The sequence below is a fragment of the Paenibacillus sp. J22TS3 genome (assembly GCF_018403205.1).
Lineage (GTDB): Bacteria > Bacillota > Bacilli > Paenibacillales > Paenibacillaceae > Fontibacillus > Fontibacillus tuaregi.
The window spans coordinates 1-257 of the sequence record NZ_BOSF01000030.1; the positions used below are offsets into that span (position 1 = coordinate 1).

The following is a 257-nucleotide window of genomic DNA, read 5'->3' on the forward strand; positions in this document are numbered from 1 at the left end:
TCGGTCGCTAGGGAGTATTTAGCCTTGGCAGATGGTCCTGCCGGATTCATACGGGGTTTCACGTGCCCCGCACTACTCGGGATCCGTCTCGGAGGGATTAGACTTTCGGGTACAGGGCTTTTACCTCGTTTCGCGGGCCTTTCCAGACCTCTTCGCCTACCCTAATCCTTGGTAACTCCATATGAGACGTCCCACAACCCCAGAGAGCAAGCTCTCTGGTTTAGGCTGTTCCGCGTTCGCTCGCCGCTACTGACGGA

At 56.8% G+C, this 257-nt stretch carries 1 rRNA gene; it reads right to left on the reverse strand.

What is annotated here, in order from left to right:
• Positions 1–257, reverse strand: a 23S ribosomal RNA gene (locus KJS63_RS25905); the annotation flags it as partial.